The sequence below is a fragment of the Pseudomonas sp. MWU12-2029 genome (assembly GCF_023242425.1).
Lineage (GTDB): Bacteria > Pseudomonadota > Gammaproteobacteria > Pseudomonadales > Pseudomonadaceae > Aquipseudomonas > Aquipseudomonas kribbensis.
In genome coordinates this window covers 464,459-486,020 of sequence record NZ_JALJDY010000003.1, presented here as the reverse complement: position 1 = coordinate 486,020, position 21,562 = coordinate 464,459, and the positions used below count along the sequence as shown (strand labels likewise).

The window sequence follows — 21,562 nt, the reverse complement described above, 5'->3', positions numbered from 1 at the left end:
CCCACTTCTGGCAGTGCCGAGCGGCTGTATTGGGTCGCTTTCTTCCGTCTCGTGACGGGCAGATGGCCGAAAACGGCCCTCCAACATTCCCCCCTAAGCAATCCGCCCCACAACCCAAGCCCGACCATACCCAACCACCCTCCCCGCCAACCCCAACGGAAAATGAATCACCCCATGCGCCGTCTCCGGCAGCAAATGCACTTCAACCTCCGCCGCCCTACCCCAACGCTCAGCCAGTTCAAGCGTGTCATCCCTGAGCGGATCCAGCTCCGCCGCAAACATCAACGCCGACGGAAATCCGGTGAAATCACCATACAACGGAGACAACGGCGGCCGTCGGCGCTCTTCATCGCTCAATCCCGGGGTAAGCATTTGCAGCGCCTCGACCATCCCCGGCCCATCCAGCAGCAAGGTCTCGGGCCCGGCGTTGCGTACGCTGGGGGTTCCGGTCAGGTCGTAGACGCCGTAGTACAGCAGCGCTCCGCTCACCCGCTCGAGCAAGTCCGGCCACTGTTTGAGTTGCAGCAGGGTTGCGGCGGCGAGGTGGCCGCCGGCGGATTCGCCCACGACGATGACGGGCAGGTTCGCAAACTCGTGGCAGTCATCGCTCAGCAGCCAGCGAGCCGCCGTGAGGCAGTCCTGCATGACGCCTTCAATCGGGGTCGAGACCACTAGCCGATAATCGACCGAGACCACTGCTACGTCGCAGGCGTTCACCATGCCGATGTTGAGGTGGTCGTTCATCTGTGCGTTGCCGATGACCCAGCCGCCGCCATGAAAATCCAGCACCACGCCTTTGGGTTTTGTCTTGGGTCGGATGATCCGCACCGGCACCGATGCGCCGTCGACGCCAACGATTTTGCGTTCGGCCTCGAGCCCGTGCTTGAGCAACTTTCTCGCGCCGCCCAGTTGGCTGAGGCGTAGCAGCATCTGAATCACTCGCGGCGTGATGCGATTGCGGATGCGAAAGCGCGGCAGCCGGGCGAGTTTCTTGTTGAACGCGCGCAATTGCGCCAACTCGTTTTCGTCTGCGGGCCAGTCCATTGATGTCTTCATTGCGTCCTTTTTATTCGCGGTTGTTGCGCAGGATGGAAAAATTCAACGCCGCCGCGACACACAGCCATGCCAGGTAAGGGAACAGGATCAATCCGGTGATCACATCCAGGCGCAAGGCCAACACCACCATCGCGGCGACCACCAGCCACAGCAGCGTGATGATCAGCATGCCGGCGAAGAGTCGATGGGCGCCGAAGAATACCGGTGTCCACAAGGTATTCAATGCAATTTGCGCCGCCCACAAGGCGAGTACGGTTTCGCTGCCGGGTGTCAGGGTCAGGCGATAGCCGACCCACGCGAGCAACAGGTAGATCGTTGTCCAGGCAACGGGAAACACCCAGTTGGGCGGTGTGAAGCGTGGTTTGACCAGCGATTGGTACCATGGGCCCGGTTGGAAAATCATCCCGGTGCTCGCTGCCGCACCGCAGGCCAACAGGAAAATTAGAAAGGTCATCGTCTGTCCTTGGCTGATATCAGCGCGTTGGGTCTGTTCCTGCTTGGATGCCCGGAGCCATGCAAAAAGTTCATCGGGCGTTATCTCGCATCGCTGATAGGAATAGGCAATGCTCAAAGACAAACCGACATAGGTGGGCGTTTCTACGATGGATACCATGAGCTGAAACCCCAATCACCGGAGCCCGTCATGACCACCACCAAGACCCTTTTCATTACCGGCGTCAGCAGCGGCTTCGGCCATGCGCTGGCCAAGGAAGCGCTCGCGGCCGGCCACCGCGTTATTGGCACCGTGCGCAAGGAAGCCGACTTGCACGCCTTTCAATCACTCTCCGTGGATAACGCTTACGGGGTGATGCTGGATGTCACGGACTTCGATCGGATCGACGGCATCATTGCCGAAGTTGAGGCGACTCATGGCCCGGTCGATGTGTTGATCAACAACGCCGGTTACGGTCACGAAGGCATCTTCGAAGAGTCGCCGCTGGAAGAGATGCGTCGCCAATTCGACGTGAACGTGTTCGGCGCGGTCGCCGTGATCAAGGCGTTTCTGCCGTTCTTTCGCCAGCGGCGTGCGGGCCACATCATCAATATCACTTCGATGGGCGGCACGATCACGATGCCGGGCATTGCCTACTACTGCGGCAGCAAGTTTGCGCTCGAAGGCATCTCCGATACGCTGAGCAAAGAGCTGGCGCCCTTCAATATCTTCGTGACTGCCGTGGCGCCGGGTTCATTTCGAACTGACTGGGCCGGTCGCTCGATGCAGCGCACGCCGCGCAGCATTGCCGACTACGATGCCAGTTTCGATCCGGTGCGCAAGGCCCGCGAAGAAAAGAGTGGCAAGCAGCTCGGCGATCCGCAAAAAGCGGCTCAAGCGATGTTGCAGATCATCGCCAGCCCGACACCACCGGCGCACCTGCTCCTGGGCAGTGACGCGTTGCGCCTGGTGCGTGAAAAGCTCGAACACGCCGCCAACGAGATCGATCAGTGGGAAGCGCTGACTCGCTCCACCGACCATTGAGTGGCCAATAGAGAGAGCGCAATGAAGCAGGTCGACGCAGGCACCTCGCGCATGGTGCAGCTCATGGAAACCCTCGCACCGGTCGAGGGTTATAACCTCAGTGCACTTGAAGGCGTGCGTTTCCTGCGCTCGAACCGGCCGCTGACCCGCACGCCGGTGCTGTACGACCCGGGCATCGTGATTCTCTGTCAGGGCCAGAAGCGCGGTTATCTGGGCGATGACATCTACGTCTACGACGCCCAGCATTATCTGGTGGTATCCGTGCCGATCCCCTTCACCATGGAAACCGATGCCACCGAGGCCGAACCGATGCTCGCGATCTACATGCACCTCGACTTCCAGTTGGCCAGCGAGTTGATGCAGCAAGTGGATGACCTGCACGGCCCGAGCGACGCGCAACCCAAGGGCATGTACGCCTCACCGATGGACGACAAGCTCCGCGCTTCGACATTGCGTTTTCTCGAAGCGATGAGCATTCCGGGGGACGCGCAGATTCTGGGGCCATCGCTGCTGCGGGAAATCTACTACCGCATCCTGACGGGCGAACAAGGCGGATCGATGCGCGCCGCGCTCAATCGACAGGGGCATTTCGGCAAGGTGACCCGGGCAATCCGCAAGATCCACAGCTGCTATCAGGAGCGCCTCGACGTCGAGCAACTCGCCCACGAAGCCAGTATGAGCGTGCCGAATTTTCACCTGCACTTTCGCGGTGTGACGGACACCTCACCCATGCAATATCTGAAGTCGACACGTCTGCATCAGGCGCGGCTGTTGATGCTGCGCAACGCCATGACCGCTTCGGCAGCGGCGTTCAACGTGGGTTATGAAAGCGCCTCGCAATTCAGTCGCGAGTTCAAACGCTTCTTTGGCAGAACACCGCAGGCGGAGATCGAGTGGATGAAGGCGACGTACGCCTTGCCTGCGCCGACTACGCCCTCGGAGTATGTGTCGTCGCATTAACTGGCAGGCAGGTTTTCCACGCTCGCCAACAACTGAAGAAAACGCGCTTTCAGTACATCGTCTGCCAGCCTTGCGGTGGCGTATTCCCGCAAGCGTTCCAGCTCCCCGCTCGCGACCGCAAAGCCCTGCTGACCTTTCAGTTGTTGCGCGTAGTCAACCAGCACGGCGGACGTTGCGTTGCACAGTTCAAGGGATGCCAGCCAGGCCTCGCCTTGGGACTGACCGTGAGCCAACTCCACTTGTAACGCATCGATTGCCATGGCGATGGTGCGAAGCCGAACCAGCAATTCCTGCATGCGCAAGACCAACACTTCCTGATGACTCTCGGCGACCTGCCAACCGGGCTCCAGCGCCACGCGGGCCACCATCGCCTGGCAATCGGCCAACTCACTCCACACCCGCAAATCACGGGGCGCGTCGTCGGCTGCTCGTCTGGTTTTCAGCGAATCCGCGAGCCGGCCCACCAGCGTCGCCAATCGCTGACGCAGCGTTTCACCTTCTGCCTCGGGCCACAAAAAAGCGTGAATCAACAGGGAAATCCCGACACCCAACAGCACACCGATGATGCGATCACGAATCTCCGTCAGGTTGGTGCTGGGCTCGAACTGCTCGAGTAACGCCAACGCAAAGGTGAACACGATCTGCACACCGGCGTAGCTGATTCGCTCGGAGCCGGCGGCGATCCAGGAGCCCAGTGCAATCACCGGCAATGACATGAACAACAGGCCGACGATCCCGTCGATGTGCGGAACCACCAGAATCACCATCGCCAATGCCAACGCGCTGCCCACCAGTGCGCCACCGACACGTAACGTTGCGCGCATTCCGGTGGCGCCAAGGCTGGGCTGAGCGACGATCAGGCAAGTCAGCATGATGGTGTGAATGCCTTGCCAGTCCGTGCCCATATAGAACAGATAGCAAAGCGATGCGGCCAGCAGCGTCTTGACGGCAAACTGCGTGTACACCGGGTTTTCAAAGGCATCCGGCACCCACATCGGCGGTCCCTTCGCCTTGGTTTCCGGGGCGCTGTCAGGCCCCTGCACATTGAGAAAAGACAGCAACTCCAGACGCATTTCCTCGTACACGCCGGGCAGACCGGTCGTATCGATCTGATCAAGTGCAGACAATCCCTCAGGCACCTGGCCCGTCTCCAGAGAGGCCTCCAGATCAAGCACGGCCTGACGCAATAACTCGGTCGCCCGGGCATTGGCTGTGGGCGGTGGCAGTTGAGCGGCCAGCGTCAACAGCCGGGAAATACTGCTGATGCGTGCCAGATGCGCGGCCTGTTGACTGCGATAATCGGCGTCGCGCATGCAGGCGAACCGCAACAGTTGTTGCGACGCCAATACGCTGCGCTGAATCGCGGCGGCACCCAACTGCGCCCCGCTCTGCTCGCCACTCAGACACCGGGCAACCGTGAGCAATTGGGAGCGCAGATGATTCTGCAGTTGCCGGACAGGCTCCGCCGGCAACAGCAGCGTATTCACCAACAGCGTCAGGCCGATGGCGTAACTGACCGCCACCCACACCCAGAGCACCAGACGCAAAACCGCCTCGGCCTGATCGGTCAGGTCGACGAAGGTCTGGGCATAGATCACCACAATGCCGACCACGAAAAACACCACGCCGATCCGGGTCACCCGGATCAGATACGCACTGCAGAAAAACAGCACGCTGGCCCCGAGAACTCTCAGCAGCGGGTATCCGTAAGTGAATTTCAGAAGCAGGATGGTCAAGCCGATCGCCAGTGTCGCGCCGACCAGAAACAGCATCCCGACCATGCGGGTCAGCACCACGTTGGTCTGCGTCACGTAGAAAACCACGATTAGCGAAAGCGCCAGCAACGGCACCTGCAGAGTCATCGAGATGATGATCACCAGCGCACTGCCCAGCAGCGTGCGCAACAACAGGTTCATACGACCGGGATAGGGTTGAAGTTCATCGACCAGAAACCGGTACAGGCGCTCCAGGCCGCCCCGGGTCCAGTCTTCCGCCGAGTGTTTCATTGACCAGTCTTGGCCGGTTCGTCAGGGCGCAACACCGCGACGGCCGAGGCGCCGATGCGGAACAGCTCCGGGTCGGGATCCTGCACAGAAATCTTCACCGGAAAACGTTGCGACACCCGGACCCAATTGATGGTGCGCTGGACGCGCGGCAGGCCTTCGATGACGGTCCCGCCGTCATCCGGCAACACACCGAAACTGAGCGAGTCGACCCGCCCCTGAAAGCGCTTGCCGGTGTCGCCCAACAGATAAAGCGTGGCGGACGTGCCAGCCTTGATGCCTTTCAGATCGGTCTCGCGAAAGTTCGCCACCACGTACCAGTGGCGCGTATCGATCAGTGTGAAGATCGGTTTGTAGGCCGAGGCGAACTGGCCGACGGTGGTGCGCAGGGACGCGATTCGTCCGTCGAAAGGTGCGCGTACTTCGGTGAACTCCAGGCTCAGTTCGGCCAGAGAAATCTGCGCTTCGACCTCGGCCCGCTGCGCTACCAGCGCGTCCACACCACTGACGGCAGCTCCCGCACGCTGCGCCTGCAATCGGGAGGCGTTGAGTTCGGCAGCCGTAGAACGCTGGGCCGTCCGCGCCTGGTCCACGGCCTCCACGGACACGTAGCCCTTGGCGAGCAGCTTCTCCAGCCGTTGAAGGGTGTCATTGGACTGCGTGGCCTGCGCCCTCGCCCGCTCGACCGATGCCACCGCCGATGCGGCCTCGTATTGCTGGGCGTTCACGCTGCGCTGGGTCAAACCGATTTGATGATTGAGGGTCACCAGCCTCGCCTTGGCCTGATCCAGTGCGTCCTGATACGGGCGTGCGTCGATGCGGATCAACAGGTCGCCCTGCTTGACCAACTGGTTGTCGCGCACCGGCATCTCGACGATTCGGCCGTTCACTTCCGGAACGACATCGATGGTGTCGGCGTACACGTAGGCATCATCGGTACTGGGCCGGGTTTCGGTTTGCCAGAGCACGTAACCCAGCAGCAGGAACGCCGCCAGCACAATCAACAACGCCGGCACACGGCTTGAATGCGGTTTTGCGGTGGGATTATTCATGGCGGGCATTCATCCGTGGAAGACGACGAGCCACAACAGCATCGCCAGGAGCCCGGTCAGTGCCGGGTAACTCAGTGCCAGAGGAGAAATGCGTTCGCGCAGCGAATATCTGCCCAGTATCACGTGGATCGTCGTGGTCGCCACAACGCCGCCGACAATGCAGAACAGCCAGTCGGGAAAAGCCGCACCGAACAGTACAAGCGAGGGGGAAGTGGAGCATCCACTGAGCAGTAGAACGACAGGTATCAGTGCCAGCCTGACGGAATCGAATGAAGGCATGTCTACCTCCGCGAGTGACGACTGACGCAAACCGGAACCTCTGGGCAAGGAATTGACCTGCGCACCTTACCGATCCGAAGACGGCCCCGATATTGGAAAAAAACATAACTTCGTTGTGACAGTAAACAACCGCAAATCCGGGCTGAAAGCGTTGTTGAACTGGCCTGGTGAACGTAAGAGTATAGAGCGCGCACAGACACTCGCCGGCGAGTGAAACCGACACTTCCAGGCGCAAAAAGGTGAACGCAATGACGCCCATTCCCACCCTCAGCGCTCGACTTGCAACGATCACCCGCGAGTTTGCGAACACCCCTTCCCTGCTCACCGCGAAGATCAACAGCCAGCTCAACGGGATGGCAGGCTACAAGGACCTCACGCCCGAAGCCCGCAAGGATCTGGAAAACTCCCTGAGCTACACCGCGCGCCTGTGGTGCGAAACGCTGCTGACCGGCGAGGGTCTGTCGCAGGACACTCGCCGTACGCTGAAGGAGATCGGTTGCCGGCGCGTCCATCAGGGTGTGCCCCTGCAATCGCTGATGCGCGGGTTCAGTCTTGGAGTGCGTGAAATCTGGAGCGGCTATCTGGAACTTGCCAGAGACGACGATGCGTTGAGCAAAGAATTGTTGTTGCAGATTTCCGGCTACATGTTCGACTTCTTCGACGACATTGCCGAAGAAGTGGTCCAGGCGTATCTGGAAGAACAGATTCAGAAAGTCCGCTGGCGGGAACATCTGCACCAGCGGCTTTATCACTTCCTGCTGCACTCGCCGCACGATATCGAGGGATTCGAAGACACCCTGTCGGCACTCGGCCTGGACGCCAGCACGCCCCGGGTGGCACTTGCACTGGAACTGCCCTTGCGCCCGGTCCAGCCGTTGCAGCGCGAGGACGAATTCGACCGCATGACCCTGCAGGTTGCCCGGCACCTGAAGATTCCTGTCAAGGAACTGATCCGCGTCTGGTACCGCGACAGACTGGTGATCTGGCTGCCGGGCATCAAAGGCGAAACCCTCACGCAATGCGACCAGCGCATGAGCGACAGCGCCGCGTCACTGCCGGCGTTGCTGCCGTCGTTGCGTGGCATCGGCATCGGTCTGCTGAATCAGGGGATCGCCGGCTGGATCGGCACGGCGGAGGAAGCGATCAAGGCCATCGACCTGTTTCCTTTCGACGGGACCGAAACCCGTGTCCGACGCTATTCCAGCGTGCTGATCGAAGACAGCGTGCGCAGCCACGACAACACTCTCAGATACCTGATGTCGCTCATCGAGCAACTCAGCCATGAACCCGAGCTGCTGCTGACGCTGGAAGCGTTTTTCTCAAGTGGCCGTCACCGCGCCCAGACCGCCAAGACCCTCGGCATCCACCCGAACACCCTCAATTACCGGACGGGGCGCATCGAAAATCTGCTGGGTGCGGATCTGAATGACATCAACTGGGTGAGCCGCCTCGACACGGCCCTGAAACTTCGCCGGCATTCGATCAGCAAGGGACAGGAGCGCTAAAAATTCAGGCGCTCAAGAGTCGCCTGGTGGTCGCCATCGCCGTGTCCAGCGACTGCCCCGTCCTTTGCAACTTGTTCAACAGACTGGCCCCCAGCCAAAGCTGATACAGAGTTTCCGCCAGTTGCCGGGCATCGCCATCGGGCAGGCATTGATCGGCCTGGCCCTGCTCGATGCAAGTGGTGATGCGTGCCACCACGCGCTCAGCGCCATCACGCAAGGTCAGGCGCATGGCTTCGGACAGATCGGCCACCTCGGCACTGAGCTTCACCACCAGACACTCGTCGCCGTGCCCTTCCAGCGTGCAGCGATCCTGCCAGCCCTGCCAGTAATCCATCAGCCGCTCGCGGGCATTCAGGTCGGGCAGCGTCAGGCGCCTCTCCATGTCGGCGAGGTAACAGACGAAGTAATCCTCAAGCAGCGCCTGACCGTACAGCTCCTTGGATTTGAAGTAGTGATAGAACGAGCCCTTGGGCACACCGGCGGTTTGCAGGATCTCGTTCAGGCCGACACTGGTGAAGCCCTTCTCGGCCATCATCCGGTGGCCGGTGTCGAGCAGGTGTTGGCGGGTGTCGTCGTAGGTCGGTTTCATCGGGGCGCAGATTACCAGGCAATAGACCAGTCGTTTAACTCGAAGGAACGGGAGTTTGCCACACCGGTCCATGAAAAACATGCGGATAAAAAATTACTAGACGACTGGTCTAATTGGAATCTATGCTGCGCCCCGACAAACCTTTTCCCCGGTGTCGATCGTGTGCGAATCCCTCGTACAGCCACGACACCCGACCCACCCAAGGTGCTCTATGAAAATCTTGATGGTTCTGACTTCCCACGATCAGCTCGGCAACACCGGCAAGAAAACCGGTTTCTGGCTTGAAGAGTTCGCCGCGCCCTACTACGCCTTCAAGGACGCCGGCGCCGATATCACGCTGGTCTCGCCCGCCGGCGGCCAACCGCCGCTGGATCCGAAAAGTGACGAACCCGACGCCCAGACCGCCGAAACCGACCGTTTCCGCAAGGATTCGGCGGCGCAACAGGCGCTGGCGAATACCGGGCGCCTGGCCGATGTCAGCGCCGAGGATTTCGATGCCGTGTTTTATCCAGGTGGCCACGGCCCGCTCTGGGATCTGGCCGAAGACAAGCATTCGATTGCTCTGATCGAAGCCTTCGCCCGCAGCAACAAGCCTCATGGTTTCGTCTGCCATGCCCCGGGTGTGCTGCGTCATGTACTCGGCGCCGACGGCAAAGCCTTGGTCAAGGATCGTGAAGTCACCGGCTTCACCAACTCTGAAGAAGCGGCGGTCGGTCTGACGGATGTGGTGCCGTTCCTGGTCGAAGACGAGTTCCAGCGCCTCGGCGCTCGCTATTCCAAGGTCGCCGACTGGCAGGTACACGTAGTGACCGACGGGAAACTGGTCACCGGCCAGAACCCGGCCAGCTCCGCCGCTGTCGCCGAGAAACTGTTGAAGCTGCTCGGCTGACCTTTCAGCCGTCATCCACCCGGACGCCGTGCGCGTGTTGCACGGCGTCTTTTTTTGGCCCGACAACTAGTCGACTGGTCTAATAAACCCCAATCAAGGCACATCCATGAATTACAGCAGTTTCTTCAAACCCGCCACTTTGGGTCGTCACACCCTGAAAAACCGCATCGTACTGCCACCCCTCACCCGCCAGCGCAGCACGCAACCGGGCAACATCGCCAACGCATTGATGGCCGAGTATTACCAACAACGCGCCGGCGCCGGTCTGCTGGTGACGGAAGGCACGCAGATCGAGCCGCGCGGCCAGGGTTATGCGTGGACGCCGGGCATTCATACCCCGGAGCAGATCGCCGGATGGCGCAAGGTCACCGAGGCTGTCCATGCCCGGGACGGCGTGATCTTCGCCCAGCTCTGGCACGTGGGGCGCGTGTCCCATACGGCCCTGCAACCCGACGGTGCCGCACCGGTTTCGGCCTCTGCGGTGGCCACTGACCGGGTCAGCGTATTCATCGAAACCGCGCCCGGCGCTGGCGCCCTGGTACCGCCGTCCGCCCCGCGCGCACTGACCACCGATGAAGTACAGGAACTGGTTCAGCTGTACATCCAGGCCGCACGCAATGCCATGGAGGCAGGTTTCGACGGGATCGAACTGCACTGCGCCAACGGCTATCTGGTGAACCAGTTCATCTCGGCCCACAGCAATCTGCGCACCGACCAGTACGGCGGCTCGCTGCACAATCGCCTGCGCTTTTTGCGTGAAGTGGTGGCCGGTGTTGCCGAGTGCATCGGGCGTGAAAAAGTCGGTGTGCGTTTCGCCCCGCTGTTCACCACCACCGATGAAGCACGTACCTACCTGGGCATGGTCGAGGAAGATCCGCACACCACCTACATCGAAGCAATCAAGGTGCTGCAGGATGTGGGCATCGCTTATCTGTCCATCGCCGAAGCCGACTGGGACGATGCGCCGGCAATGCCGCTCACGTTCCGCCAGGCAGTGCGCGACACCTTCAACGGCGCGATCATTTACGCCGGGCGCTACACCGCAGCATCCGGTGCGCAGTTGCTTGATTCCGGGCTGGCGGATTTCGTGGCTTTCGGTCGCCCGTTCATGGCCAACCCGGACTTGCCGGCGCGCATCGCCAATGACTGGCCGCTGAATTCACTGAATCCGGCCACGGTCTATGGTGGCAATGCCGAAGGGTATGTGGACTACCCCGAGTACGCGTGATGACTGCCGATTCTCGGTAAGGCGCGACACCCGCTCCTTCAGCACCGCTCACACTGGCTGTGCTGAAGGGATGCTGTCGCCGGGAGCTTTCCTTGCCATCCGGTTCCGCCCCGTGGTCTTCGCCTGGTACAGCGCCTGATCTGCCGTCTCGATCAGCGCTTGCACCACGGCCAGTTGCGGCCCCGCCGCCGCGGTGACGCCGATACTGACCGTCACCCGACCGAACGGGCTCGCCGGATGAGCAATGTGCTCTTGCGTCAGTCGCTCCAGAATCAGCTGCGCCACGACCGCCGCCCCCTCGCCATCGGTGTCGGGCATGATGATCGCCACCTCTTCCCCGCCATAGCGCGCCACCAGATCCGACGGTCGCCGCACACAGGCCTCAAGCGCTTTCCCCACCCGTTGCAGGCAGGCGTCCCCGGCAACATGCCCTTGGGAATCGTTGAACAGCTTGAAGTAGTCGATATCGATCATCAGCAAGGCCAGCGAAGTCCCGTCCCGCTGAGCCCGGCGCGCTTCCATGGCCAGTGTTTCATCGAAGCAGCGGCGATTGGCCAGGCCCGTCAACGCATCCTTCATCGCCAGCAATTCCAGCTGCCGGTTTGATCCGAGCAACTGCTGTTGAGTGAGCCGCAACTCCCCTTCCACCTGGGTCCGCCGACGTATATCGAGAATGAGAAACCAGCCGATCACGCCAGTGAGCCCCAGCAACGATGCGACAACCACAATCGACAGTAGCGCTTCCAGCCGCCACGCCGCCAATGCTTCGCGCTTGCCGAGCGCGACCGTGGTGATCAGCGGCAGCTTTTCACTCTTGCGAAACGCGTAGAGCCGCTCCACCCCGTCGAGGCTGGACGTGAAGGAAGCGGTGCCCACCGACTGGTCCACCAGGTACTTCGCATAAATGGGCGACTGGGAGAAATTGCGCCCCATGTCCTGTTCGCGAAAGGGATATCGCACCAGCAGCGTACCGTCGGTGTAGGACAGACCGATGGCGCCTTCCTGCCCCACATCGAGCTTGCCGAACAGTCGCAGGAAGTTTTCGACCCCCAGGGTGACCGCCACCACACCGGCGAACTCTCCGCGCGCGTCATTGAAGCGGCGGCTGACGGTAATCACCCACTCCTGATTCGAGCGGCTACGGATGGGCGGGCCGATGAAGGGCTCGCGGGAAGGATCGTCACGGTGATGGATGAAATAGTCCCGGTCGCTGCTGTTGACCCCGGCCGGAATCGGTCGGTTGGAGGACATCAGCCAGCTGCCGCGATTATCGTAGACGGTGATGCCACTGAGCTGCGGCATCAGCGGCTGCTGACGGTTGACCAGCGCATTCAACCGTTCGATCTGCGCGGGGCCGCTGCCCTCGGTTTCCAGACGCTCGACGAGCCCGAGCAAGAGCAGCGAACTCTGCCGGACGATGCCTTCGGAATAGGTCGCGAGCGCCTGGGTCAGGTTCAACCCGTGGACGTTCACCTCGTCCAGCGCCCGCTCCCGAGAGCCCAGCACCTTCCAGATGGTCAGCGACGCCAGGGAGCAGCCGATGATAAACAGCAACAGCATCACGAGGTGGGTATCACGCTTCACATCAGTACCTTTTGGAAAGTCCGTTTTCCGTCACGGCCGTTGTCGGACCGGGGCCACAACAGCGACCGTATGTCCCGGGCCGCGCAGGATACAAGCAGTCCATCGAAGGCGCAGCAACGGCGTGTCAGGCCCTCGAAGAACTGTTCGCTGATCGGCCGGTTCGATGAAAAAACCGGACCCCAAAAGATTTTTGCCGCTAGACGATTTTCAGCGCCTTGAGAACGATCAGCGAACGCTCGGCAAACGCCTCGGCCTGTTCGGTCAGTTCGGCAATGTTTTCTTCGGCGGTGGTCAGCGCCTTGCCGTTTTTCAGCAGACCTTCACCCTGACCGCCGATGATGCCCCACGCCAGCAATGCCCAGTCGGCCGGACGGGTCTTGCCTTGCTTGATCGAAATCAGGAACAACTGCTGGAAGCGACTGACCGTTACACCACCGCCGGTGACCGGGCTGGCCAGCACCTGGATCTTGTGGTCGAACAACGAGCGTCTGCACAGTTGCAGGTTGAGGGTGTTGCAGCGCGCCTGTGCCAGTTTCTCGGCCGCTTCGCTCTGACATGGAGCAACGGCGCCCATCCCGATCAACACGTTGAGAGCCTGCTCCACATCGCCATAGCCCAATGCAGGCGAGGCTTCCAGCAAGTGACGCAGGGTTTTCGGCACATAGGCATCGTCCGCCAGCGCGTCCAGCACCGGGCCGTAAATATCTGCCTGCAACGTCGCGGAGCCTGCCGGTCCGGTGACGCTGCCCGCGACGCTGTCTGCCAATTGCATCAGGACAAAGCGGGTACTGAGCATGCGCTCGCGGTGTTCACTGGCGGACAACCGGTTAGCGCCGCGTACGTAGAGATCCCGGCGGAAGTTCTGGTTGACGAAGTAATCGCGCGCCTGTTCGCGCATGACCGGATGCTCGATGCCTTCCAGAAAGTCCATGCCTTCGGCGCTCAAATTGAGCGGGTCCACCGTGTCCAGCGGCACGGCGGTGGTGGCGTAGTCGAGTTTGGCAGGTGCCAGGGCATCGACCACGTCGGTGAAGTACATGCAATTCCAGTCGCGGTTGAAGTATTCATGGGCGACGTACTGACGATTCTGACCCTTGATGCTCTGGAGCTTGGCGTCCAGCCCCGGCACCGAATTGGCGTAGTTGGGGTTGGCCGCCAGCAGGGCTTCGGAGAATTGCAGCGCGGCGTCGATCCGCTGGTCCGGGCGTGCCGAAGTCTGTGTGGCAAAGCGGTCATGCAGGCTGAACAACTGGCGCAACGGCGCCATGGGCGACCAGCCCGGGAAGCAGTTGTAGCTGATGTACACATGACCGCCCGGCTTCAGATGACGACGGACAAACTCGATGATCAGCTTGTGATTGTCACGGCTGACCCAGGTCCAGATGCCGTGCAGGCTGATACTGTCGAACTGCGGCAGGTCATGGCGGGCCAGCAGTTGCTCGAAGCTGTCGTCATACAGCCGCGCATCGCTGCCCCAATCGTTCGCCAGCCCGATGGCATGGGCGGCCTGGCCCGGATGGAAATCCGTACCGACGTAGGTGCCCGGATTGCCCGCCGCATGGATATTGATCGAAACGCCCTGGCCAAAACCCAGCTCGCAGTGATAGCCGTCAGTGCTCTCCAGCGTGGCGAAACCACGCAGCAACAAACAATAGCGCTGGAAAACCGGATTGATCTCGCGGCTATACCCGTAGGTGTAGCCTTCGTCCGTGAAATAACCTTCGTTCCAGGCATTGCTCATGCGTGACACCCTTTTTATATCGAAAGTGAAAGTCGATCTTATAAGGGGTAGTCGGGACCAATCACAAGCGCAAAAGCGACGTCCCGTAGCCAGCCGTTGTCTATCAGCCAATCACCCGCGCATACACCGCCCGGTCGATGTTGCCCCCGGACAGAATCACCCCCACCCTTTTGCCCTGCATCCTGTCCCGCTCCTGCATCAATGCGGCCAGCGCGGCGGCGCCGGCACCTTCGGCAAGGTTGTGGGTGTCGGTGTAATACACGCGCATGGCTTCGGCGATTTCGTCCTCGCTGACGGACACGATTCGTGCAGCGCCGGCCCCATAGACATCGAACGCCTCGGCAATCGGTTTGCGCACGGCCAGGCCGTCGGCAAAGGTATTGGCCGAAGCGGTCTCGCAGATCGTTTTCGCCTCGAAGGACAGTTTGGCGGCGGCCGCTTCGGTCGAGACCACACCTACGACCTGAGTATCCAGACCCAGCGCATCGCGGGCGGCGATCACGCCACAAATGCCCGAGCCGCAACCGATCGGCACGTAGACGGTGTGCAGATCCGGCGCCGCACTGAACAGCTCCAGCGCATAGGTCGCCACGCCCTTGACCAGTTCGGTGTGGAACGGTGGCACCAGATAGAGTCCGTGTTCCAGCGCCAGACGTGCCGCTTCCTCGCGGGCCTCGTCGAAATCACGCCCGTACTCGACCACTTCGCCGCCAAAACCGCGCATGGCGTTGTTCTTTTCCAGCGAATTGCCCTTCGGCACCACGATCAGCGCCTTCAACCCGACGGCACTGGCTGCCAGCGCCAGGCTCTGCCCGTGATTGCCACGCGTCGCGGAAACAATGCCTTTGACGTTGGGATGTTCGCGCCGCAGCCAGTGCATGAAGGTGATGCCGCCGCGCACCTTGAACGCGCCGGTGGGTGTGTGGTTTTCGTGCTTGACCCACACCGTGCAGCCCAGCCGCTCGGCCAGCAACGGCCAGCGGTATTGGGCGGTGGCCGGCATCACCTGGTAAACCTGACGGGCAGCCTGTTCGATGTCTTCGCGAGTGAGTGAATGCATGAGAATCTCCTTGTGCCTGGCCCCAGTCTAGGCATGGGCACATCACATCGGCTTTCAAAAAACTGACCTGACTTTCGCCTGCACTCTTCACTACTATGGCGCTCATGAGCCATCGAAACCGCCAGCAGCCAGCCGTCGTCCCGGAACCGGTCCGTCGTATCGAGGCCGGCCCGTGGGCGATCGAATTGCTGCCCGGCGCCGCCTACGCGACGCGTTATGTGGCGAGCCAGTCTGCGATCGGCTTCGCCTTTGACAGCCAGCGCGGCGTGCACGCCATCGGCAGCGACCGGGTGCGCCCCTTCGATGCCATGCCCAATGGCCTGGCGTTTGTACCTGCCGGCTGTGACGTGATGTCCGAATCGCCCATGGGCGGTGAATACCTGCGGGTGATCCGCACCGACGGCATCGCGTTGTCGGGCGAGCACGCGTTCAACAATCGCATCGATCCACAGGCCATTCACCTCGCCTCGCGAATGCGCCGTGCCTTGTTGAATGCCTCCGTGGACGATGACTGGCAAACCTGGGCGCTCGCCTTGGCCGAACGTACCGAAGGCAAAGATACCTTGTCGCTCCAGGGCTCGATCACCGGTAACCGGATGCGCCTGCTCGACGAATTCATCGACGCCGGTCTCGACGGCCCGCTCGGCCTTCACACCATGGCGCAACTGCTGGAATTGTCCGAAGGCTATTTCACTCGTGCCTTCAAGCTGGCGACCGGCAAAAGCCCCCACAGTTACCTGATCGACCGCCGCCTGGCCCGGGCCCGGGCATTGATGCGTGACTCGAAGGCCAGCCTGGCGGAAATCGCCCTCGCCTGCGGCTTCAATTCCCAGGCGCATATGACCAGTGCGTTCAAGCAGCGACTTGGCGTGAGTCCGGCGCAAATGCGTGCAGGATCGCGTCACAATCCGGCCATTGGCAAAAAACCAAATCAGTGGTGAATTTTTTCGTGTCCACTTGTATCTGATCAGGAAGAAGCCGTGCCATCACAGGGATGGCATCGGTCACGGCAAACCGCTCTGACTCGCGGTTTGCACAAAGACAGATCAGATGCAGAGTGAATCCCATGGAATCAAAGGAAAGCGTCAGCCCGATCGGACTGAAAGACATCACCATTGTCGACGATGCCAAGATGCGCAAAGCCATTACCGCCGCCGCGCTGGGCAACGCGATGGAGTGGTTCGACTTCGGCGTCTACGGCTTCGTCGCCTATGTGCTGGGCAAGGTCTTCTTCCCCGGCGCCGATCCCGGCGTACAGATGATCGCGGCACTGGCGACCTTCTCGGTGCCGTTCCTGATCCGGCCGCTGGGCGGGCTGTTCTTCGGTGCGCTGGGTGACAAGTACGGACGGCAGAAAGTCCTCGCGGCAACCATCGTGATCATGTCGCTCAGCACCTTTGCCATCGGGTTGATCCCCTCCTATGCCTCGATCGGCATCTGGGCGCCGATCCTCCTGCTGCTGGCGAAAATGGCCCAGGGTTTTTCGGTCGGGGGCGAATACACCGGTGCTTCGATCTTCGTCGCTGAGTACGCGCCGGATCGCAAACGCGGGTTCCTCGGCAGTTGGCTGGACTTCGGTTCCATCGCCGGTTTCGTTCTCGGCGCCGGCGTGGTGGTACTGATTTCCGCGATCATCGGCGAAGAAAAATTCCAGGAATGGGGCTGGCGCCTGCCGTTCTTCCTCGCCCTGCCGCTGGGCATGATCGGGCTCTACCTGCGCCATGCGCTCGAAGAGACGCCGGCGTTCCAGCAGCATGTCGAAAAGCTTGAACAAGGTGACCGCGAAGGTCTGGCCGGCGGCCCGAAAGTGTCGTTCAAGGAGGTCGCGACCAAACACTGGCGCAGCCTGATGACCTGCATCGGCGTGGTGGCGGCGACCAACGTCACCTATTACATGCTGCTCACCTACATGCCGAGCTACCTGTCGCACAACCTGCACTACAGCGAAAATCGCGGGGTGCTGATCATCATCGCAATCATGGTCGGCATGTTGTTCGTGCAGCCTGCCATCGGCTTCATCAGCGACAAGATCGGCCGTCGTCCCTTCATCATCTTCGGCAGCATCGGTCTGTTCATCCTCGCCATTCCCGCGTTCATGCTGATCAACAGCGGCAAGATCGGCCTGATCTTTTCCGGCCTGCTGATACTGGCCGTGGTGCTCAACTTCTTCATTGGGGTCATGGCGTCTACGCTGCCGGCGATGTTTCCGACTCACATCCGCTACAGCGCGCTGGCCAGTGCCTTCAACGTCTCGGTACTGATCGCCGGTGTGACGCCGACCGTCGTCGCCTGGCTGGTGGAAAGCACCCAGAACCTGTACATGCCGGCCTATTACCTGATGGTGACTGCCGTCATCGGGCTGATCACCGGTGTGACCATGAAGGAAACCGCCAACAAACCGCTGCGCGGCGCAGCACCTGCGGCGTCCGATATCGAGGAAGCCAAGGAACTGCTGCAGGAACATCACGACAATATCGAACAGAAGATCGAAGACATCGACGCCGAAATCGCCGAGCTGGAAGCCAAACGCGAGCACCTCGTGCAGCAGCACCCGCGAATCGAATAACGATATAAAGAGTTGATGGGACAACAGGGTGGAATTCAAACGCCCTTCTGTGGTGTTCTGTTCGTCAGGAGCCGGTGGTTTTTCCCGCCGGCTCACGCCCATTCAGCAGCTGACGATGAGGTTCGTTTCATGAGCAAAACGCCTTACGTACCACCCAAGGTCTGGAAACACAGCGCTCCGTCCGGCGGCCAGTTCGCCAACATCAACCGCCCGATTGCCGGGCCGACCCATGACAAAACCGTGCCCGTCGGCAAGCATCCGTTGCAGCTGTATTCGCTGGCCACGCCCAACGGCGTCAAGGTCACGATCCTGCTCGAAGAGTTGCTGGCGCTCGGGCACACCGGGGCCGAATACGATGCCTGGCTGATCCGCATCGGTGAAGGCGATCAGTTCTCCAGCGGCTTTGTCGAGATCAACCCGAACTCCAAGATCCCGGCGCTGCTGGATCGTGGCGTGGAGCCGGCGATCCGGGTGTTCGAATCCGGCTCGATCCTGCTTTACCTCGCCGAAAAATTCGGCGCCTTCCTGCCCACCGACCTCGCCGGCCGCACCGAAACCCTGAACTGGCTGTTCTGGCAAATGGGTTCGGCGCCCTACCTGGGCGGCGGTTTCGGGCATTTTTATGCCTATGCACCGGAGAAACTCCAATACCCGATCGACCGCTTCACTATGGAGGCCAAGCGTCAGCTCGATGTGCTCGACCGCCGCCTCGCCGAAAGCCCTTATCTTGCCGGCGACAGCTACACCATCGCGGATATCGCGGTCTGGCCGTGGTACGGGCAACTGGTGCGCAACAACGTGTACGGCGCGGCCGAATTTCTCTCGGCGCATGAATACACCCATGTGCAACGCTGGGCCGAGGACATCGCCAAACGGCCGGCGGTCATTCGTGGGCAACGCGTCAACCGGACCTGGGGCGATGAGGCGAGCCAGGTGCCGGAACGACATGAGGCGGCTGATCTGGACTGATAGTTCGCACCCGATAACAAAAACCAAGGGGCGCCCGCATGAACATTCTCTACGACGAACAGATCGACGGCGCCCTGCCGGACGTCGATAAAGCCGCGCTGTTGCAGGCGCTGCAAACCCGGTGGCCGGCGCTGGAAATCCTGCATCAGCGCGAGGATCTTGCCCCGTACGAATGCGACGGTTTGTCCGCCTATCGCACCACGCCGCTGCTGGTGGTCCTGCCCCGGCATCTGGATGAAATTCAGGGCATCTTGCGCACCTGTCATGAGATGAGCGTGCCGGTGGTTGCCCGGGGGGCCGGCACCGGACTGTCCGGCGGCGCGTTGCCGCTGGAAAAAGGCGTGCTGCTGGTGATGGCGCGCTTCAACAACATTCTGCACATCGATCCGGCCGCTCGCACCGCGCGGGTTCAGCCCGGGGTGCGCAATCTGGCGATATCCCAGGCTGCCGCTCCGTTCGGCCTGTATTACGCGCCGGATCCTTCCTCGCAGATCGCCTGTTCCATCGGCGGCAATGTCGCGGAAAACGCCGGCGGCGTGCATTGCCTCAAATACGGCCTGACTGTGCACAACCTGCTCAAGGTCGAGATCCTGACCGTCGAGGGCGAATACCTCACGCTCGGCTCCGATGCGCTCGACTTTCCCGGTTTCGATCTGCTGGCGCTGTTCACTGGCTCCGAGGGTCTGCTGGGCGTGATCACCGAAGTCACGGTCAAACTGCTGCCCAAGCCGCAGACCGCCAAAGTCCTGCTGGCCGCTTTCGATTCCGTGGAAAACGCCGGCCGCGCCGTGGCTGACATCATCGCCGCCGGCATCATTCCCGGGGGTCTGGAAATGATGGACAACCTGGCCATCCGCGCCGCCGAGGACTTCATCCACGCCGGTTACCCGGTGGACGCCGAAGCGATTTTGCTGTGCGAACTCGATGGCGTCGAAGCCGACGTTCACGATGACTGCATTCGCGTGCGCCAGGTGCTGGAAAACGCCGGCGCCAGCGAAGTGCGCCAGGCCAGGGACGAAGCCGAGCGCGTGCGCTTCTGGGCCGGTCGCAAGAATGCCTTTCCGGCCGTGGGCCGCTTGTCGCCGGACTATTACTGCATGGACGGCACCATCCCGCGCCGCGAACTGCCCGGTGTGCTGCAAGCCATTGCACAGTTGTCTGCCGAATACGGCCTGCGCGTGGCGAACGTGTTCCATGCCGGCGACGGCAACATGCACCCGTTGATTCTGTTCGACGCCAATCAACCCGGCGAGCTGGAACGCGCCGAAACCCTGGGAGGCAAAATCCTCGAATTGTGCGTGAAGGTCGGCGGCAGCATCACCGGCGAGCACGGCGTGGGGCGGGAGAAAATCAACCAGATGTGCGCGCAGTTCAACAACGATGAGCTGACCCTGTTTCACGCCGTCAAAGCGGCGTTCGACCCCGGCGGTCTGCTCAACCCGGGCAAGAACATCCCGACCCTGCACCGCTGCGCCGAATTCGGCGCCATGCATGTTCACGCCGGGCAATTGCCCTTCCCCGAGCTGGAGCGCTTCTGATGGTCCGAGAAAAGGATGTCGACGACGGCGCCGCGCTGCTCGATCAGGTCAATCAGGCGTTGCAGGACGCCACGCCCCTGCGGATTCAGGGCGCCAACAGCAAAGCGTTTCTGGGGCGCATCGTTGCCGGAGAAATCCTCGACACTCGCACCCATCGCGGCATCGTCAGCTACGATCCGACAGAACTGGTGATCACCGCACGTTGCGGTACACCGCTGAGCGAACTGCTTGCCGTGCTGGATGCTTCACAACAGATGTTGCCGTGCGAACCACCGGCCTTCGCCGACGATGCAACGGTGGGCGGGATGATCGCCAGCGGACTGTCTGGCCCGCGGCGGCCGTGGTCGGGGTCGGTGCGGGATGTCGTGCTGGGTACACGGATCATCACCGGCCATGGCAAGCACCTGCGCTTTGGCGGTGAAGTCATGAAAAACGTCGCCGGTTATGACCTGTCGCGGCTGATGGCCGGCAGTTACGGCTCGCTGGGAGTGATTACCGAAGTCTCGCTTAAAGTCCTGCCCAAGCCGCGTGAGTGCCTCAGCATCAGCCTGGAAATGGACAGCGAGCGTGCCTTGCAGCGCCTGGCGGAATGGGGGCAGCAGCCTTTGCCGATCAGCGCAGCCTGCCACGATGGGCAGCGCCTGCACTTGCGTCTGGAAGGTGGCGAAGGCTCGGTGGCGGCGGCCCGTGATCGGCTCGGTGGCGAACTGCTCGATGGTTCTTATTGGGCAGATCTGAATGAACAGCGCCTGGATTTTTTTGATGAGGACCAGCCCCTGTGGCGCCTGTCGGTGCCGAACAACACCCCGCCGCTGACCTTGGCCGGCGCACAAATGCTCGACTGGGGCGGCGCACAGCGTTGGCTCAAGTCAGGCGCGGAAGCGGCATTGATTCGGCAGGTGGTTTCGGCTGTTGGCGGGCATGCTACCTGCTACAGCCATGGTTTGATCGACACGCCGTTTCACCCGCTGCCACCCGCCCTCCTGCACTATCACCGTCGACTCAAGCAGCAACTCGACCCTCAGGGCATCTTCAATCCCGGTCGCCTGTACGCGGAGCTTTGAGC

General features: G+C 61.3%; 19 protein-coding genes. 10 read left to right on the top strand and 9 right to left on the bottom strand.

Features of this window, described 5'->3' with window-relative positions; all coding sequences use genetic code 11:
• Positions 1 to 93: 93 nt before the first annotated feature.
• Both M5B44_RS09875 and tspO read right to left on the bottom strand, forming a co-directional pair.
• Entirely contained in the window at positions 94 to 1,056 is a 963-nt protein-coding gene (locus tag M5B44_RS09875) for an alpha/beta hydrolase (RefSeq protein WP_248739020.1), read from the bottom strand.
• A gap of 10 nt (positions 1,057 to 1,066) precedes the next feature.
• Positions 1,067 to 1,510 carry a tryptophan-rich sensory protein TspO gene (gene tspO, locus M5B44_RS09870; protein ID WP_119426627.1) on the bottom strand — a complete coding sequence of 148 codons (444 nt, stop codon included), beginning with the start codon at positions 1,508 to 1,510 and terminating at the stop codon, positions 1,067 to 1,069.
• A gap of 189 nt (positions 1,511 to 1,699) precedes the next feature.
• Between tspO and M5B44_RS09865 the strand changes: the two genes are divergently transcribed.
• Positions 1,700 to 2,533, top strand: coding sequence for an oxidoreductase (locus M5B44_RS09865; RefSeq protein ID WP_248739019.1), 834 nt, complete (start codon positions 1,700 to 1,702; stop codon positions 2,531 to 2,533).
• A gap of 21 nt (positions 2,534 to 2,554) precedes the next feature.
• Complete coding sequence (locus M5B44_RS09860; protein ID WP_248739018.1) at positions 2,555 to 3,493, top strand: AraC family transcriptional regulator; 939 nt, start codon at positions 2,555 to 2,557, stop codon at positions 3,491 to 3,493.
• Here the strand turns inward: M5B44_RS09860 and M5B44_RS09855 are convergent.
• From M5B44_RS09855 to M5B44_RS09845, 3 genes are read right to left on the bottom strand one after another with little or no spacing between them, the layout of a single operon-like run.
• Complete coding sequence (locus M5B44_RS09855) at positions 3,490 to 5,499, bottom strand: FUSC family protein (RefSeq protein WP_248739017.1); 2,010 nt, start codon at positions 5,497 to 5,499, stop codon at positions 3,490 to 3,492. The two genes, M5B44_RS09860 and M5B44_RS09855, sit on opposite strands and share 4 nt — an antisense overlap.
• Positions 5,496 to 6,548, bottom strand: a complete 1,053-nt coding sequence (gene mdtN / locus M5B44_RS09850; protein WP_248739016.1) for a multidrug transporter subunit MdtN — start codon at positions 6,546 to 6,548, stop codon at positions 5,496 to 5,498. Before mdtN ends, M5B44_RS09855 begins: the two co-directional genes overlap by 4 nt.
• 9 nt (positions 6,549 to 6,557) lie before the next feature.
• A complete protein-coding gene (locus tag M5B44_RS09845) occupies positions 6,558 to 6,827 on the bottom strand; it encodes a YtcA family lipoprotein (RefSeq protein ID WP_248739015.1) in 270 nt (89 codons plus the stop codon).
• Positions 6,828 to 7,075: 248 nt separating this feature from the next.
• Here M5B44_RS09845 and M5B44_RS09840 point away from each other — a divergent pair, with 248 nt between their 5' ends.
• Entirely contained in the window at positions 7,076 to 8,332 is a 1,257-nt protein-coding gene (locus tag M5B44_RS09840; protein ID WP_248739014.1) for a PucR family transcriptional regulator, read from the top strand.
• A gap of 4 nt (positions 8,333 to 8,336) precedes the next feature.
• Here the strand turns inward: M5B44_RS09840 and M5B44_RS09835 are convergent, their stop codons facing one another.
• A complete protein-coding gene (locus M5B44_RS09835) occupies positions 8,337 to 8,921 on the bottom strand; it encodes a TetR/AcrR family transcriptional regulator (protein WP_248739013.1) in 585 nt (194 codons plus the stop codon).
• Between the two features lie 211 nt (positions 8,922 to 9,132).
• Between M5B44_RS09835 and M5B44_RS09830 the strand changes: the two genes are divergently transcribed.
• Positions 9,133 to 9,810, top strand: a complete 678-nt coding sequence (locus M5B44_RS09830) for a type 1 glutamine amidotransferase domain-containing protein (protein ID WP_248739012.1) — start codon at positions 9,133 to 9,135, stop codon at positions 9,808 to 9,810.
• A gap of 106 nt (positions 9,811 to 9,916) precedes the next feature.
• Positions 9,917 to 11,038, top strand: coding sequence for an alkene reductase (locus M5B44_RS09825; protein WP_248739011.1), 1,122 nt, complete (start codon positions 9,917 to 9,919; stop codon positions 11,036 to 11,038).
• Between the two features lie 48 nt (positions 11,039 to 11,086).
• Here the strand turns inward: M5B44_RS09825 and M5B44_RS09820 are convergent, their stop codons facing one another.
• The 3 genes from M5B44_RS09820 to M5B44_RS09810 form a co-directional block, all read right to left on the bottom strand.
• On the bottom strand, positions 11,087 to 12,622 hold the full coding sequence (locus tag M5B44_RS09820; RefSeq protein WP_248739010.1) for a diguanylate cyclase: 1,536 nt from the start codon (positions 12,620 to 12,622) through the stop codon (positions 11,087 to 11,089).
• Between the two features lie 196 nt (positions 12,623 to 12,818).
• Positions 12,819 to 14,363, bottom strand: a complete 1,545-nt coding sequence (locus tag M5B44_RS09815; protein ID WP_248739009.1) for a class I SAM-dependent methyltransferase — start codon at positions 14,361 to 14,363, stop codon at positions 12,819 to 12,821.
• A 103-nt stretch (positions 14,364 to 14,466) separates the two neighbouring features.
• On the bottom strand, positions 14,467 to 15,423 hold the full coding sequence (locus M5B44_RS09810; RefSeq protein ID WP_248739008.1) for a threonine dehydratase: 957 nt from the start codon (positions 15,421 to 15,423) through the stop codon (positions 14,467 to 14,469).
• Between the two features lie 95 nt (positions 15,424 to 15,518).
• Here M5B44_RS09810 and M5B44_RS09805 point away from each other — a divergent pair, with 95 nt between their 5' ends.
• The 5 genes from M5B44_RS09805 to glcE all read left to right on the top strand — a co-directional run bounded on the left by M5B44_RS09805 (position 15,519) and on the right by glcE (position 21,560).
• Positions 15,519 to 16,364 carry a helix-turn-helix transcriptional regulator gene (locus M5B44_RS09805; RefSeq protein WP_248739007.1) on the top strand — a complete coding sequence of 282 codons (846 nt, stop codon included), beginning with the start codon at positions 15,519 to 15,521 and terminating at the stop codon, positions 16,362 to 16,364.
• Positions 16,365 to 16,489: 125 nt separating this feature from the next.
• The gene (proP, locus tag M5B44_RS09800; RefSeq protein WP_114882313.1) at positions 16,490 to 17,989 is read left to right on the top strand and encodes a glycine betaine/L-proline transporter ProP; all 1,500 of its coding nucleotides are present in this window, start codon (positions 16,490 to 16,492) and stop codon (positions 17,987 to 17,989) included.
• Positions 17,990 to 18,118: 129 nt separating this feature from the next.
• Positions 18,119 to 18,958, top strand: a complete 840-nt coding sequence (yghU, locus tag M5B44_RS09795; protein ID WP_248739006.1) for a glutathione-dependent disulfide-bond oxidoreductase — start codon at positions 18,119 to 18,121, stop codon at positions 18,956 to 18,958.
• 38 nt (positions 18,959 to 18,996) lie between these two features.
• Positions 18,997 to 20,496 carry a glycolate oxidase subunit GlcD gene (gene glcD, locus M5B44_RS09790; RefSeq protein ID WP_248739005.1) on the top strand — a complete coding sequence of 500 codons (1,500 nt, stop codon included), beginning with the start codon at positions 18,997 to 18,999 and terminating at the stop codon, positions 20,494 to 20,496.
• On the top strand, positions 20,496 to 21,560 hold the full coding sequence (glcE, locus tag M5B44_RS09785; RefSeq protein ID WP_248739004.1) for a glycolate oxidase subunit GlcE: 1,065 nt from the start codon (positions 20,496 to 20,498) through the stop codon (positions 21,558 to 21,560). Before glcD ends, glcE begins: the two co-directional genes overlap by 1 nt.
• Positions 21,561 to 21,562 lie beyond the last annotated feature (2 nt).